Below are 13235 nucleotides of genomic sequence, written 5' to 3' on the forward strand. Positions count from 1 at the left end.
ACCTTGACACGTTTTGGGGTGACGATTTTAGGCACTTTTCCGAGCAATGGCACGTTTTTTCAAATGAACCAACAACAAAGACACTGCCGCCGGCGTTACCCCTTGAATCCGCGCTGCTGCAGCCAGGGTTTCAGGGCGCGCTTGAGACAGTTTTTGTTTCACTTCATTCGATAGTCCATCAATGCTCTGATAGTCCAAGTCAGCAGGTAACAAAGTGTTTTCCTGACGACGCAAACGCTCTATCTCATCAGCTTGTCGCGCAATATATCCAGCGTACTTAACCGATATTTGAACCTGTTCGGCGACTTGCTCCGCCACCGGCTGCTCTGGTGTATGTTTCAAGTGCGCCACGTCAGCATACTCGACCCCCGGACGTTTCAGTAAGTCCAGCAAACTGTACTCATGGGTTATGGGCGTCTCCAATTTCGGATTAATGGCCTCAGCTTCTGGGGTATTTGGTACAATCCAACTGGATTTCAGGCGTTGTGTTTCTTGCTCTATGGCTTCGCGTTTTTCATTAAACGCAGCCCAACGAGCATCGCTTACAAGCCCTAGTTCGCGACCCTTTTCAGTCAAACGCATATCGGCATTATCTTCACGTAAGATCAGTCGATATTCGGCACGACTGGTGAACATACGATAGGGCTCTTTGGTTCCCATGGTAATCAGATCGTCGACCAACACCCCTAAGTAAGCTTCATCGCGACGGGGGGTCCAAGGCGCTTTATCTTGAGCTTGCAATGCGGCATTCAAGCCTGCCAGCAAACCTTGAGCCCCCGCTTCTTCATAACCGGTGGTGCCATTGATCTGGCCGGCGAAAAACAGCCCCGCCATATGCTTAGTTTCGAGGGAATATTTCAAGTCTTGGGGGTTGAAATAATCATATTCAATGGCGTATCCAGGACGGGTGATATGGGCGTTTTCCATGCCTTTCATCGAACGCACCAGATTGAGCTGCACATCGAACGGCAGAGAGGTAGAAATACCATTAGGATAAAGTTCGTGGGTCGTCAGGCCTTCAGGTTCAATAAAGATCTGATGGGAGTTTTTATCCGCAAAACGCACAATCTTGTCTTCAATAGAAGGACAATAGCGTGGCCCTACCCCATCAATCACCCCAGTGTACATAGGCGAACGGTCCATGCCCCCGCGAATAATGTCGTGGGTTTGCTCATTGGTATGGGTGATATAGCAATTGATTTGCTCTGGGTGCATATCACGACTCCCCATGTAAGACATGACAGGCGTGATGTCATCACCGGGCTGTGGTTGCATTGCGCTAAAATCCACGCTGCGGGCATCAATACGTGGGGGAGTTCCTGTTTTTAAGCGATCGATCCGAAATGGCAACTCACGTAGTCGCTGGGCTAGACCAATTGAAGCAGGATCACCGGCACGACCACCACTGTAGTTTTCTAGACCTATATGAATTTTACCGCCAAGGAAGGTACCAGTAGTCAGTACCACGGTTTTGCTGCGAAATCGAATACCACTTTGGGTTACTACGCCCCGTGCTGCACCTTGCTCAACAATCAAGTCTTCACATGACTGCTGAAATAACCAAAGGTTTTCTTGATTCTCTAATTGATGACGTACTGCAGCTTTATACAAAATCCGATCTGCCTGAGCCCGTGTCGCTCTTACAGCAGGCCCTTTACGGCTGTTCAAGGTACGAAATTGGATGCCCGCTTTGTCAGTGGCTAAAGCCATAAAACCATCTAATGCATCGATTTCTTTTACTAGATGGGATTTACCAATGCCACCAATAGCTGGGTTGCACGACATTTGGCCTAGTGTTTCTACGTTATGAGTAACTAGTAATGTCTTAACACCCATACGGGCTGCGGCTAACGCGGCCTCGGTACCTGCATGACCACCGCCAACCACAATTACATCAAACAGATTTGGAAAATCCACACACGACCTCAGGATAAATGAATAAAAAACGAACAATTTCAGGGCAAGGGCGGTAAGTATATCGGCTAAATTGCAAAATGAAAGTGATGCACGCGACTTTCCCCGGTCATCAATATTAATCAAAAGAAAGAATATATATCTTGTTTTATGTTTATGTTAGTTACTAGTCTCAGAGAATTCTGTGCACAACAAATAAAAATCCATTTTTTTCATAGAGTTATGTAATTTATAAACTGTTCAATAAGGGGGCTAAATGCTGTGTTGTGGATAATATTAACTTGTTGATAACTTATCCACTTATACAGAGAGGGAGATTACACGCCAAGTTGTTATTTTCTGTGCATAACTTGTTGTCGTACTATCACCAGTATTATCCACAGCTTTGAAGAGAGAGTTCTAGGATTTTAAATTATTGTTTTTTATAGAGAAAATTGAGTTTATGGAATTATAAACAGTATTTTTTGAGAAAAATTATTCACAAAAAATAAATCATGAAATCTGTGCAGGAAGAGAGATTTTTATTGAATTTGGTGCATAACTACACTGGGAAGGGGGAGCAGAGGCGTTTGGTGCTAGCCTCTGCTAAGTGGATAACTATTTACCGATACAAAATGAGCCGAAAATACGTCCTAGTAAGTCGTCGCTGCTGAAAGTGCCGGTGATTTCACTTAAAGCATGCTGAGCTTCTTTCAAATCCTCCGCTAATAGCTCTCCTGCGCCATAGCCATGCAGCTGTGCGGCTCCCGACTCAAGGAATCCTTGTGCCTTGCGTAACGCTTCAAGATGACGACGACGGGCACTAAAGCCACCCTCTGTGGTGCTATCAAAGCCCATGATATTCTTAAGGTGTTGACGTAACGCCTCGACGCCAGAACCGGTTTTAGCGGACATAGAGATAACCGGAACAGTGGCGGTATCATCCATTCCCGTTGCTTGTCCTACTAAATCCATTTTATTGCGAATGAGCGTAAGATTTTCTAAAGAGCCGAGCTGATTAACAAATTCCGGCCAAATAGTATGGGGGTCAGTGGATTGCGTAGATTGTCCGTCCACCATTAACAAAATACGATCGGCCTTATGGATTTCTTCCCACGCACGGGCAATACCAATGCGCTCAACTTCATCTGGGCTATCCCGTAGTCCTGCCGTATCAATGATATGCAGCGGCATTCCATCTAAGTGAATGTGTTCTCGTAGCACATCGCGAGTGGTGCCTTCAATGGCCGTCACAATGGCTGAATCTTTACCAGACAAAGCATTGAGCAAGCTTGATTTACCCGCATTGGGGCGCCCTGCAATGACCACGTTCATACCTTCACGAAGCAAAGCACCTTGATTGGCTTCTTGTAGCACCTGTTGAAGTCGGCTCTGGATAGCTGCTAGATCTGTTGCCACTTTACCATCACCAATAAAGTCGATTTCTTCTTCTGGAAAATCGATGGCGGCTTCCACATAAATGCGTAGCTGAATCAGCTCTTCAACCAACTCATTAACTCGTTTAGAAAATGCTCCTTGTAATGAGCGTAGCGCACATTTAGCGGCTTGTTCAGAGGACGAGTCAATCAGATCGGCGATCGCCTCCGCTTGAGCTAAGTCCATTTTGTCGTTGAGAAAAGCCCGTTCTGAAAACTCCCCTGGACGTGCCAAGCGAGCTCCTAGGGCTAAACATTGGCTAATCAACATGTCTAGAATAATCGGCCCACCATGGCCTTGTAATTCAAACACATCTTCTCCGGTAAAGGAGTTAGGGCCGGGGAAATATAACGCGATCCCCATATCTAATTGTTCGCCAGCTCTGTCTTTAAAGGGAACATAATGGGCGTGTCTTGGTGTTGGAGGAAAACCAATAATGGCGGTAGCGATGGTGGCGCTCAATGGCCCTGAGACACGTACGATCCCTACCCCTCCTCTACCGGGGGCTGTAGCTTGGGCGACGATGGTGTCCTGATCGGTGGCAAACTGAAACTCAGTCATGGCGAAACTCTTTTAATTAAGACAGTATTGGCGATAGTGTATGTGCTAATGACAAAAAAGGCTTCCCGAGGAAGCCTTTTTCTTAACCCTAAAAGCGGTAAGTATTACCCATTACCTTTCTCGATAGCACGGGTAATGATGTATTGCTGAATGATAGACAAGGTGTTGTTCACCACCCAGTACAATACGAGACCTGCTGGGAACCACAGGAAGAAGAAGGTAAATGCCACTGGCATAATCTTCATAATGCGTGCCTGCATCGGGTCTGGTGGAGTTGGGTTTAGCATTTGCTGGCCTAACATACTTAGACCCATTAAAATCGGTAGGACAAAGTATGGATCCATGGATGACAAGTCATTAATCCATAGCATAAATGGCGCGTGACGCAACTCTACGGATTCCATTAGTACCCAGTACAAGGACAGGAACACCGGCATTTGTACCAGAATGGGTAGACAGCCCCCTAGAGGGTTGATCTTCTCTTTCTTGTATAACTCCATCATCTTTTGGGACATGGCTTGACGATCGTCGCCATATTGCTCACGTAGACGGGCTAACTCTGGGCCAAACTTACGCATTTTGGCCATAGAACGATAACTCGCTGCTGACAGCTTGAAGAACAGAGCTTTAACAACCACTACGATTAGGATAATTGCCACACCCCAGTTGACCACGACAGATTGAATCGCCGTGAGTAGCCAGAATAGCGGCTGCGCTAACCACCATAACCAACCGTAATCGACGGTTAGATCAAGGTGTTCAGCTGTTGCAGCAAGTTGGTCCTGTAATTTTGGTCCAACGTAGAAGGTAGAACTTAAAGTACCTTGTTGCCCAGCACCAATTTCCACTTCCTGACCAGTAAAACCGATCAAGTTGTATTCGCCATTGGTTCGAGCTTGTAAAGTGACTTTTTCCCCTTGAGTTGGGATCCAAGCGGTCACGAAGTAATGTTGCAGCAACGCAACCCAGCCTTTAGTCGTTGCTACTTTGACTGGCTGTTCTGCCATGTCTTTGAAGGACACTTTCTCGTACTGACGTTCTTCGTCAGAAATGGCACCACCTAGGTAAGGTTGCAAGCCCATACTGGTTGCAGTGCTAGGGTCTTCGCTGTTATCCCGTTTTATCTGAGCAAATAGATTTCCTCGCCAAGCATTAGCAGACAGGTTATTCACCGTAATGTCCTGACGAATCGCGTAATCACCTTCTTTAAAAGTAAAGGTCTTGGTGTACTGTACGCCATTATTGTCGGTGTAATACAGATTGACAGCGAGTTCGCCATCTCCCTCATTTAGGGTGTAGCGAGTCTGCTCAGTACGATACTGTGGACGACCGTCAGCATTGGCATCTGGACCATTTTGTCCAATCAAACCGCTTTGCGTAACGTAGGTACGTTCTACACCATTATCAAGCACCACAAATGGGTCGTTAGCTTCCAAAGTTTTCTTGTATTGCAACAATGAAGCTTGTACTAAATCCCCACCAATTGGGTTAATTGCTACGTCCAACGTATCGGTAGTGATCCGAATTAGCTGACCTGGTGCAACTTTATTGGTAGCACTAGGGATGTCATTGCTGGTTGCCGCTTGGGTATTAGCACTCGGAATATCTGAACTGCTAGTAGCAGGGAGAGTGTCGGGGGTAGAGCTCGTTGTGGGGGTGGCAACGGCCTGCGTTTGCGCACCGTAATCTTGGTTCCATTGCTGGAGCAATAGGTAGCCACTGACAAAGAGCGCTCCCCATAAAAAGTAACGTCGGAAATCCATGGTATTCAACTAACTTCTTTGGTTGGACATGGGCCCGTAGGCCAAATTTAGATCAGGCGCTATTAAACCAGCCTTTGGTGGTTTTTTCAGCCTATTTCTGCCGTTTGTCGGTGGAAATTTCGTTAGGGTGCTTGTTCTGTGCTTTTTTTGCTAATTGTTGCCACGCCTTTTCTAGGCGCTTATGTAGCGTCGGATTGTCTAATTCTTTAATGCCGGCACGGCCTAAGAAGATGATATCCAAACCTTGCAATTGCTCTTGATGCAGACGAAATGAGTCGCGTACGACCCGTTTTATGCGGTTGCGGCCAACAGCGCGCTTATCATTCTTTTTAGAAACAATAAGGCCTAGGCGTGCTTGATTCGACTGGGTTTTCGCCAGCAGCAGGAATTCACCGGCAAATACTTTAGCGGAAGTGGTATTAAAAACGGATTGATAATCCCCGGCAGTCAGAAGTCTGACTTGCCGAGGAAAACAATAGCGAGTCATCCGAAGGATTACGCGCTTAGGACCTTACGACCACGAGCACGGCGAGCCGCCAATACTTTACGACCGTTTTTAGTCGCCATGCGGGCACGGAAGCCGTGAGTACGTTTACGTTTTAGTACGCTAGGTTGAAAAGTTCTTTTCATTGCAATGCTCTCACTGAAACAGTGTTTTTAGAGTGGGAGGGTTAGCGTCCGCCAAGCCTCAGTTTTGATATCAAAATCAGGGCGCGAATTCTATTGTCTTTGTGCTGCAAATTCAATCATTTATCCACTGTCACAACGAAAAAATGATACGCACAATAATTACTATTTTATGCACAGGTTTATAGGCTGCTTGTGTGTAAATTAATTCACAAATATGGATTAAGAGCGAGGTGTTACTTCCTTAAAATTTATAATATGTTGATAAGTAACAAAAAATGTAATTTTTATCTTGTGTATAAAATATTTTAAACACCCTTGTTAATATGTGGGTAACCTGTTCTTTTATGCACATGTGGAAGTGTTTTTTCACTGGTGTGCATAAGTTTAGCTGTTATTAACATTCGGCTCAAAATGGGAGTCGCGAGACTAAAAAAGAAATTTTGTGGATAACTTTTCCTTACCAAGGTAGAATCTCACCCCTTAACTTTCGAGTGTTCAAGGAGTATGGCTATCGTGGCTTTGCAGTACTGGGAACAATGTCTTGTGCGTTTACAAGAAGAGTTTTCCGCCTCGCAGTTCAATACGTGGATTCGCCCCCTACAGGCAGAGCTTTTGCCAAACGGGGATTTGTGCCTGTTTGCTCCTAATCGCTTTGTCAAAGATTGGGTAAACAATAAATATCAAGCTCGTATTAAAGAGTTGTTAGCAGAATTTGCAGGTGATCAACCCTCCCCGAATCTCGTGTTTGACGTGCGCCAGACAGGCTTTGCCAATGTCAGTACGCCACCTGCTCCGGTTGTTCCATCTACTCCAGCCCCACCATCAGAACCGCGGCCCCAGTCAGCCTATCGCCCAGGTTTTAGTTTGATGGGTGATAGTGATGAAATGGTGTCTGATATTGAATTTGAAGCGCCCCTGACGCTATCCGACCAAGACTTGGCAAGGCCGGAAATGGAACCCTATGAGCAAGGTCAGCTACCCCTTACCCCAGTGAATCGCAAAGTGGATGTTGAAGGGGGGATAAACCATGGAGCGAATCTGAACAATTCCTTTACCTTTGATAATTTCGTTGAGGGTAAATCCAACCAGTTGGCTCATGCCGCGGCGTTACAAGTGGCGGAAAATCCGGGTGGAGCTTATAACCCTCTGTTTATCTACGGTGGCGTTGGTTTAGGTAAAACCCACTTAATGCAGGCCGTTGGTACCGAACTGATGCGCCATAACCCCAATGCTAAAGTGGTCTACTTGCATTCAGAGCGGTTTGTGGCGGATATGGTAAAGGCATTACAGTTGAACGCCATCAATGACTTTAAGCGTTACTACCGTTCAGTGGATGCACTACTGATTGACGATATTCAGTTTTTTGCCGGTAAAGACCGCACCCAAGAAGAGTTCTTTCATACCTTCAATGCGTTATTGGAAGGTGAGCAGCAGATGATCCTCACCTGTGACCGCTATCCGAAAGAGATTCAGGGCTTAGAGGATCGTCTGAAGTCCCGCTTTGGTTGGGGCTTAACGGTTGCTATTGAGCCGCCAGAATTAGAAACCCGCGTTGCCATCTTGATGCGTAAAGCGGAAGAAAGCGGCGTCAAACTGTCCTACGATTCTGCCTTTTTTATCGCGCAAAAAATTCGCTCCAATGTGCGTGAGCTAGAAGGCGCTTTAAAGCGGGTCATTGCTAACTCTCACTTTACTGGGCGAGCGATCACCCCAGACTTTGTGCGCGAGTCTCTCAAAGACTTATTGGCCTTGCAGGACAAGCTAGTCAACATTGATAATATTCAGCGAGTTGTTGCTGAATACTACAAGATTAAAATCGCGGATTTATTATCCAAGCGTCGTAGCCGCTCGGTAGCTCGTCCCCGTCAGGTTGCCATGTCGTTGGCAAAAGAGCTCACCAACCATAGTCTACCGGAGATTGGTGATGCTTTTGGTGGACGTGATCACACTACGGCACTGCATGCAATCCGCAAGATTAAAGAGCTACAAGATACGGATTCCGATATCCGTGAAGATTACAAACAATTGCTACGTATTCTGACTACCTGATGGCAGTCGCAGACTTTGCATAACGAGGAAAATAATGAAATTTTCAGTCGTCCGAGAGACTCTTTTAAAACCTTTACAACTGGTAGCCGGTGTTGTTGAGCGGAAAGGCACCATGGCCGTGTTGTCGAATGTGCTGTTGGAAGTAAAAGATAATACTTTGACTCTGACCGGCTCTGACTTAGAGGTAGAACTTGTTGGTCGCTTACCCCTAGACGAGTGTGAAGAAGGTCGTATTACGGTTCCGGCCCGCAAAATGATGGATATCTGCAAAAGTCTGCCAGATGGTGCGGTCATTGAACTGTCTGTTGATGGTCAAAAAGCTGTGATTCGTTCTGGTCGCTCCCGTTTTAGCCTGTCCACCCTACCGGCAGAAGAGTTTCCTAACATCCAAGATATGCAGGGCGACCTTGAAGTCGTTATCCCTCAAGCAAGCGTACGTAAATTGATCGACCGTACCGGCTTTGCTATGGCCAACCAAGATGTGCGTTTCTATTTGAATGGTATGCTTTTTGAGGTAGCCGATGGTCAGTTGCGGGTGGTGGCTACAGATGGGCACCGTTTAGCCACAGCCATTGAAGATGCCCAGGTATCTGGTGATCTCACCCAAGTGATAGTACCGCGTAAAGGCGTATTAGAGCTGAACCGTTTGTTGGCGGACTCCGAGGAGACAGTGACGCTGACAATTGGCAGTAACCATATTCGCGCCCAAGTAGCTGACTATACCTTTACCTCTAAATTAGTTGACGGAAAATTCCCAGATTATCACCGAGTCATCCCGCGTAATAACGGTAAAGTGATCTTGGCGGATCGTTTTGAACTGCGTCAGGTATTCCTGCGGGCATCTATTCTATCTAACGAGAAGTACCGCGGCGTACGTTTAGATCTGAAAAATGGCATGTTAAAAGTCTTTGCCAATAACCCTGAGCAAGAAGAAGCGGAAGAGTCGGTGTTGGTGCAATACCAAGGTGATACCTTAGAGGTTGGCTTTAACGTTGGTTACCTATTGGATGTACTGGGCGTACTGGATAGCCAGGAAGTGAAAATTTCCTTAAATGATGCCAATAGCTCCGCACTACTCGAAGAAGGCCACGGCCATGCTTGTCAGTATGTTGTGATGCCAATGCGTCTCTAATGTCAATGTGACTACTCTGGGCGCCGCTCAGAGTAGTCGCTTTCCCCGCCGCCTCGGTTTTTTATGCCTATTCATCGCCTCGATATTGCCAAATTGCGCAATATCAATCAGCTACGCTTCCTGCCCTCACCTCAGGTAAATTTAATTGTCGGTGCTAACGGGAGCGGCAAAACTTCTTTGTTAGAGGCGATTTATCTATTGTCATATGGGCGTTCTTTTCGTAGCCATAAGCACAAAACCTATATCCAATATGAGCAAGATGCCTGTGTCCTGTTTGCCCAGCTACAAGATGTAGACAATGACATATTCCCTATTGGGTTGCAGCGAGATCGAGAGGGGCGTTTGGAGGTGCGTATTCGCGGCCAAAACGTTCCTTCGGTGGTGGAACTGGCTCAGAATTTGCCAGTACAGTTGATTAACCCTGATGCGTTTAGGTTGTTAGAAGGTTCGCCCAAAGTACGCCGCCAGTTTATTGACTGGGGAACCTTTCATTTTGATCCGCATTTTATTTCTCACTGGCGTGACTGGCAAAAGGTGCTAAAACAGCGGAATAGCTTGCTTAGACGTGGTAGAATAAGCCCTAATTTGTTGGCTGCGTTTGATCAAGAGTTGATCCGCTTAGGGGAGCTAGTTACCCAATCTCGGCGGCGCTATATTGAAGCGCTAACCCCCCGTTTTAACGATGTATTAGCGCAATTGTTGTCCTCTGTTTCGGTTTCCCTCGGTTTTTTTCAAGGGTGGGATGCACAGCGTTCTTTGGCGGAAGCCTTAGCACACAGTTGCCAGTCTGATATCGAGATTGGGCACACTAAAATGGGGCCGCAACGGGCGGATCTACGGGTTAAAACGCCCTTAGGGGATGCGTTGGATAGCCTGTCACGCGGACAGCAGAAATTGGTGGTGTCGGCGTTAAAAATTGCCCAAGGCCAATTACTGATCGAACGGGGACGCCAATTGGTGTTTTTGGTGGATGATTTGCCAGCAGAACTGGATCAACATCACCGGGAACGGTTATGCCACATGTTGGCCTCTTTAGGTAGCCAGATATTTATTACCAGTGTGGGTACAGAAGGCATGGATAGTATCTGGCCCGACACGACTGAAGTTCGTCATTTCACCATGGTGGAAGGCGAGCTTGCCTGAGCGAGCAACGGTTTGCAGGAGAGTTAAATGAGTGAAGTAAATTACGATTCGTCCAGTATCAAGGTTCTTAAAGGCCTAGATGCAGTGCGCAAGCGTCCTGGCATGTATATCGGCGATACCGATGATGGTACCGGCTTACATCATATGGTGTTTGAAGTCGTCGATAACTCTATCGACGAAGCATTAGCAGGACACTGTGATACGGTAACTGTGGTGATTCACCCGGATGAGTCGGTCTCTGTATCCGATAATGGTCGTGGTATTCCGGTTGATATTCACCCCGAAGAAGGTGTCTCCGCGGCGGAAGTGATCATGACGGTGCTGCACGCCGGTGGTAAGTTTGACGACAATTCCTATAAAGTCTCCGGTGGTTTGCACGGTGTTGGTGTTTCGGTAGTAAACGCTTTGTCTGAGTCGCTAACCTTGACCGTTCGCAAAAACGGTAAGGTTTATGAGCAACACTATGTACATGGTGTACCACAAGCGCCGTTAGCTGTGGTGGGTGATTCTGATGGTAAAGGTACTACGGTGCGCTTTAAACCGTCCGCTGAGACCTTTAATAATATTCACTTCGTCTATGACATTCTTGCCAAGCGCCTACGGGAGCTGTCTTTCTTAAACTCGGGCGTAGCGATTCATCTGAAAGATGAGCGTTCGGGTAAAGAAGAGTTCTTTAACTACGAAGGCGGTTTGATGTCCTTCGTCGCGCACTTGAACAACAACAAAACCCCAATCAACGATATTTTTCATTTCAGTTGCCAACGGGACGATCTCGAAGACGGTATCGCGGTAGAAGTAGCGTTACAGTGGAACGAAGGCTTCCAAGAAAATATTTTCTGTTACACCAACAACATTCCCCAGCGGGATGGCGGTACTCACTTAGCAGGGTTCCGTGGTGCGCTAACTCGAACCCTGAATAACTTTATCGAGTCAGAAGGTCTCGCTAAGAAACAAAAAGTAGCAACCACAGGTGATGATTGCCGTGAAGGTTTGACTGCTATCGTATCGGTGAAGGTGCCCGATCCGAAATTCTCCTCTCAGACCAAGGATAAGCTAGTCTCCTCTGAGGTGAAAACCGCAGTCGAGCAGGAAATGAGTAAGCGTTTTGCGGACTACCTACTTGAGAAGCCTGGCGAAGCTAAAATCATCGTTAACAAAATGTTAGACGCGGCTCGTGCCCGTGAGGCGGCTCGCCGTGCTCGCGATATGACCCGTCGTAAAGGAGCACTGGATATCGCGGGTTTGCCAGGTAAATTGGCCGACTGTCAGGAAAAAGATCCAGCCCTCTCTGAAATCTACCTGGTGGAGGGTGATTCTGCCGGTGGTTCTGCGAAGCAAGGCCGCGACCGTCGTACTCAAGCGATTTTGCCGTTGAAAGGTAAAATCCTAAACGTAGAAAAAGCCCGCTTCGATAAGATGTTGTCGTCTGCCGAAGTCGGTACCTTGATTACCGCACTAGGCTGTGGCATCGGTCGCGATGAATTTGACGCGGATAAACTGCGTTACCACAGCATCGTGATCATGACCGACGCCGATGTGGACGGTTCTCACATCCGTACCTTGCTGTTGACCTTCTTCTTCCGTCAAATGCCGGAAATTATTGAACGTGGTCATATTTACATTGCCCAACCACCGCTATTTAAAATCAAGCGAGGTAAGCAAGAGCAGTACATCAAAGACGAAGCTGCCTTAGAGCAGCACCTAATTGAAGTTGCCCTTGATGGTGCGCAACTGTATGTCAACGACGGTGCGCCAGCAATCCAAGGTGAAGGTCTATCGAAACTGGTACGTGACTTCATCAAGATTGAAGAAGATATCGAGCGTATGGCGCGAGTTTATCCGCAAGATGTGATGGCGAAACTCTTGTACTGCAAAGCCTTGACCTCTGAAATGCTAACGGATAAAGCCGCAGTCAGTGATTGGGTAGAAGCGTTGCGAGCACAGATGCCATTGGATGTGCGTACAGGTTTTCGCTTTGACTTCAATGTGGAGTTTGATCAAGAGCGTAATCTGTACTTACCAAGTGTCGATATTATGTCCCATGGTGTAAGCAATCACTATCGCTTTGAAGGCGCTTTCTTCAACTCTCCAGAGTACAAACGTATCGTTGCATTAGCGAATACCGTTGATGAACTATTTGGTGCAGAGTCCTTTATTCAACGGGGTGAGCGTAAACAGCCGGTGACCACCATCGAAGCTATGAAAGATTGGCTGATGAAGGAAGCGTCTCGCGGTATGTCGATCCAGCGTTACAAGGGTCTAGGAGAAATGAACCCAGAGCAATTATGGGAAACCACCATGGACCCCGAGGCCCGTCGTATGTTGCGCGTGACCATCGATGATGCCGTTGCCGCAGACCAAATGTTTACTACATTAATGGGTGATGAAGTGGAGCCACGCCGTAACTTTATCCAAGAGAATGCTCTATCGGTAGCAAACTTGGACGTGTAAACGGCTTCAAGACTCGGCTTACTAGAGTACAAAAGCCAGGCCCTCGGGTCTGGCTTTTGTGTGTCTGAATGCTGAAACTGTGCTGATTTTAGCTTGGCTTTAAGTTCAGATTAAGAGTGGGGCTAGGCTTCTTTTGTTACCGATCACATGGTTAAATCGCCCACAATTCACTACAG

Annotated in this window: 9 protein-coding genes; 4 read left to right on the forward strand and 5 right to left on the reverse strand. The window is 46.9% G+C overall.

The window, feature by feature from the left end; translation table 11 throughout:
• Nucleotides 1–27: 27 nt before the first annotated feature.
• The 5 genes from mnmG to rpmH all read right to left on the reverse strand — a co-directional run bounded on the left by mnmG (nt 28) and on the right by rpmH (nt 6284).
• Nucleotides 28–1917, reverse strand: a complete 1890-nt coding sequence (mnmG, locus tag FJM67_RS01435) for a tRNA uridine-5-carboxymethylaminomethyl(34) synthesis enzyme MnmG (RefSeq protein WP_140586904.1) — start codon at nt 1915–1917, stop codon at nt 28–30.
• 594 nt (nt 1918–2511) lie between these two features.
• A complete protein-coding gene (gene mnmE / locus FJM67_RS01440; RefSeq protein WP_140586905.1) occupies nt 2512–3891 on the reverse strand; it encodes a tRNA uridine-5-carboxymethylaminomethyl(34) synthesis GTPase MnmE in 1380 nt (459 codons plus the stop codon).
• Nucleotides 3892–3995: 104 nt separating this feature from the next.
• Nucleotides 3996–5654 carry a membrane protein insertase YidC gene (yidC, locus tag FJM67_RS01445; protein WP_140586906.1) on the reverse strand — a complete coding sequence of 553 codons (1659 nt, stop codon included), beginning with the start codon at nt 5652–5654 and terminating at the stop codon, nt 3996–3998.
• A gap of 91 nt (nt 5655–5745) precedes the next feature.
• Entirely contained in the window at nt 5746–6141 is a 396-nt protein-coding gene (gene rnpA, locus FJM67_RS01450; protein WP_140586907.1) for a ribonuclease P protein component, read from the reverse strand.
• A gap of 8 nt (nt 6142–6149) precedes the next feature.
• The gene (rpmH, locus tag FJM67_RS01455; RefSeq protein WP_072242069.1) at nt 6150–6284 is read right to left on the reverse strand and encodes a 50S ribosomal protein L34; all 135 of its coding nucleotides are present in this window, start codon (nt 6282–6284) and stop codon (nt 6150–6152) included.
• Nucleotides 6285–6788: 504 nt separating this feature from the next.
• Between rpmH and dnaA the strand changes: the two genes are divergently transcribed.
• The 4 genes from dnaA to gyrB all read left to right on the forward strand — a co-directional run bounded on the left by dnaA (nt 6789) and on the right by gyrB (nt 13059).
• Nucleotides 6789–8333, forward strand: coding sequence for a chromosomal replication initiator protein DnaA (gene dnaA / locus FJM67_RS01460; protein ID WP_407943541.1), 1545 nt, complete (start codon nt 6789–6791; stop codon nt 8331–8333).
• 34 nt (nt 8334–8367) lie between these two features.
• Nucleotides 8368–9465, forward strand: a complete 1098-nt coding sequence (dnaN, locus tag FJM67_RS01465; protein ID WP_140586908.1) for a DNA polymerase III subunit beta — start codon at nt 8368–8370, stop codon at nt 9463–9465.
• Between the two features lie 63 nt (nt 9466–9528).
• Complete coding sequence (gene recF / locus FJM67_RS01470; RefSeq protein ID WP_140586909.1) at nt 9529–10608, forward strand: DNA replication/repair protein RecF; 1080 nt, start codon at nt 9529–9531, stop codon at nt 10606–10608.
• Between the two features lie 27 nt (nt 10609–10635).
• Complete coding sequence (gyrB, locus tag FJM67_RS01475; RefSeq protein ID WP_140586910.1) at nt 10636–13059, forward strand: DNA topoisomerase (ATP-hydrolyzing) subunit B; 2424 nt, start codon at nt 10636–10638, stop codon at nt 13057–13059.
• Nucleotides 13060–13235 lie beyond the last annotated feature (176 nt).

It is taken from the genome of Maribrevibacterium harenarium, from assembly GCF_006385675.1.
GTDB classification, from domain to species: domain Bacteria; phylum Pseudomonadota; class Gammaproteobacteria; order Pseudomonadales; family Marinomonadaceae; genus Marinomonas; species Marinomonas harenarium.